Source organism: Nocardia sp. NPDC060220 (genome assembly GCF_042727815.1).
Taxonomy (GTDB): Bacteria; Actinomycetota; Actinomycetes; order Mycobacteriales; family Mycobacteriaceae; genus Nocardia.
In genome coordinates, this window is the sequence record NZ_JBHWZY010001040.1 from 1 (window position 1) to 2,142 (window position 2,142).

At 65.3% G+C, this 2,142-nt stretch carries 2 protein-coding genes; one reads left to right on the forward strand and one right to left on the reverse strand.

Features of this window, described 5'->3' with window-relative positions:
- A partial coding sequence (locus ACFWF3_RS33350; RefSeq protein WP_379317924.1) for an oxygenase MpaB family protein occupies positions 1–484 on the reverse strand: 484 nt, incomplete at its 3' end.
- A 187-nt stretch (positions 485–671) separates the two neighbouring features.
- Here ACFWF3_RS33350 and ACFWF3_RS33355 point away from each other — a divergent pair.
- The coding region (locus tag ACFWF3_RS33355) for an AMP-binding protein (protein WP_379317926.1) at positions 672–2,142 on the forward strand (1,471 nt) is incomplete at its 3' end.

Below are 2,142 nucleotides of genomic sequence, written 5' to 3' on the forward strand. Positions count from 1 at the left end.
GCATCTGCAAGGTTGTTCCGAATCTGGCGGCATCGCGATACATCTCGTCGGCATCCTGCTCGTTCATCCCGCCGAAGAGCAGGTTCACCGTATCCAGGACTCCTCGGTACAGGCAGGCGGCTACCCACAGTTGCAGTTGAGGGTCGAAGGCGTTGTACCGAACAGGGCTGTGTGGTCCCGAGCGCACCTGCCGGTGCGCGGAGCCCACCGCGGCACGGTATGCCGCCTGATCTTCGTCGGTGCCGATCATCGCCACCGCGAGGTAGGTGAGCGTGGTACGACCGCGCTTGGCCGGTCGTGTCGCGTAACTGCCTGATTCGACAACACTTTCCACCACGCCGCGTCCCACCGGGGGCAGGCTCAGCTGCATGATCACGTTCGCCGGGCCGCCCAGCAGCGCGCCGGCACCGTTGAGGTAGCGGTGTCTGCGCGCGATGTCGCCCGAGACATCCTGCGGCCGACCAGCTTTTGCTGAACGGGTCATGGCCGGCCTCCGAATCGAAAGGATGAGAGATTCATGCGCTCATGTTCTCACCGAGCCCGGGGCCTCCACAATGCTTTTCGGCGATTAAGTTACTAATGATTCCGGCGAGGTCTACGATCGCCATCGGCTGTCGGTGCGCAGATTCCGATCGCTGGTCCCCCAGTACCCGAACACTTCGGAGGTGTCCATGTCGGTGATCCCGAGCATGTCAGCGGCCCTGGTCGCAACGATGGCCGACGGCTTGGCTGCCGTCGGAGTGCTGCGCAGAAGCGGCGCGATCGAACTTCGGCACCCGCTGGAGCTGCTGCGTACCGCCAGGGATGCGACAGTGCTCGGTCCGGTCGTCACCGCGTTCGCGCACGCGGCTCGCCGCAACGGCACCGCGACGGCCATCGTCGACGAGCTGGGGCCGCTGACGTTCGCGGAGCTCGATCGCAGGTCGAATGCGGTGGCCAACGGCCTTGCCGCGCGGGGGATCGCGAGTGGCACTGTGCTGGCCGCGCTGTGCCGGGATCATCGGGGGATGGTCTTGTCGCTGCTCGCCGCGGGCAAGCTGGGCGCGCGCATCGTGTTGCTCAATACGGGAATGGCGGGCCCGCAGTTGGTGTCGGTGACCGAACGCGAAAACGTGGGTGCGATCCTGCTCGACGCCGAGTTCCTTCACCGCTTCGAGGATCTTCCGAAGAAGTTACCGACTATTCTGACCTTGGATGACGGTTGGGTGGACCACGGGCAGCCCACGCTGGACGATGTCCGAGCGGGCCAGCACACCCGACCGCCGGTGAGTCCCAAGCAGCCCGGCGGGATCGTGGTGCTGACCAGCGGCACGACCGGAACACCGAAAGGTGCGCCGCGAGGCAAGGTGTCGCCCTTGCAATCGGCGCAGTTCCTCGACCGGATCCCCTTGCCGACGGCGAGTACGACCGTGCTCGCGGCGCCGGCGTTCCACGGCACCGGTCTCTCGCAGCTGATTCTCGGTTGGGCGCTGGGAAGCGCGATCGTCTTGCAGCAGCGCAGATTCGACCCGCGACGCACGCTGGCCGATATCGAACACCATCGGGCGGGAACGTTGGTGCTGGTACCAACGATGTTGCAGCGCATCGTCGATCTGGGCGAGTCCGTGCTGGCCGAATACGACACTTCCTCGCTGAAGGTGATCTTCGCGGCCGGATCCGCCATCTCGCCCGACCTGAGCAGGCGCACGGCGTTGGCGTTCGGTGAGGTGCTCTACAACCTGTATGCCTCGACGGAGGTCGCGGTGGCAGCCGTCGCCACACCCGGCGATATGCGGGAAGCGCCCGGCACCGTGGGTCGTCCACCTGTGGGCTGCCGGGTCGCGATCTACGATGACGACCGCCGCCGGATCACCGAACCGGGCGTGGTCGGCACCATATTCGTCGCCAGCGCACTGAGTTTCGGCGGCTATACCGACGGCACGGGCAAGGAGATCGTCGCCGGAATGCAGTCCAGTGGCGATGTCGGTCATTTCGATGCGGCGGGAAGACTGTTCATCGATGGTCGAGACGACGACATGATCGTCTCCGGCGGAGAGAACGTCTTTCCGCTCGAGGTCGAAAACCTGCTCGTAGAACGACCCGACATTCTCGAGGCTGCGGTCGTGGGGGTGGACGATCGCGACTTCGGAAAACGTCTGCGCG